Below are 234 nucleotides of genomic sequence, written 5' to 3' on the forward strand. Positions count from 1 at the left end.
AATCGTGGTGGCGGAAGGGCTGACGCCTTATCTCGCGGCCGACGAAGGGCCGCGTTTGTTCTCACGGCTGGTCTCGCATCTTGCCGGCGGGGAATTGATGTTCGACGCCTACAGCCGTTTCGGCCTGGCGCTCATTCGCCTCAATCCGGCCGTCAAGGCGACCGGCGCCGCGGTGCACTGGGCGATCGAGGATCCGCGCGAGTTGGAGCGAGCGGTTCCGAAGCTGCGGTTCGT

At 65.8% G+C, this 234-nt stretch carries 1 pseudogene; it reads left to right on the top strand.

Going from position 1 to position 234, the window contains the following annotated elements:
- A pseudogene (locus EOD29_RS35165) lies at positions 1 to 234 on the top strand (class I SAM-dependent methyltransferase); the annotation flags it as partial.

Origin of the sequence: Mesorhizobium sp. M1A.T.Ca.IN.004.03.1.1 (assembly GCF_003997555.1) — a bacterium.
Taxonomy (GTDB): domain Bacteria; phylum Pseudomonadota; class Alphaproteobacteria; order Rhizobiales; family Rhizobiaceae; genus Mesorhizobium.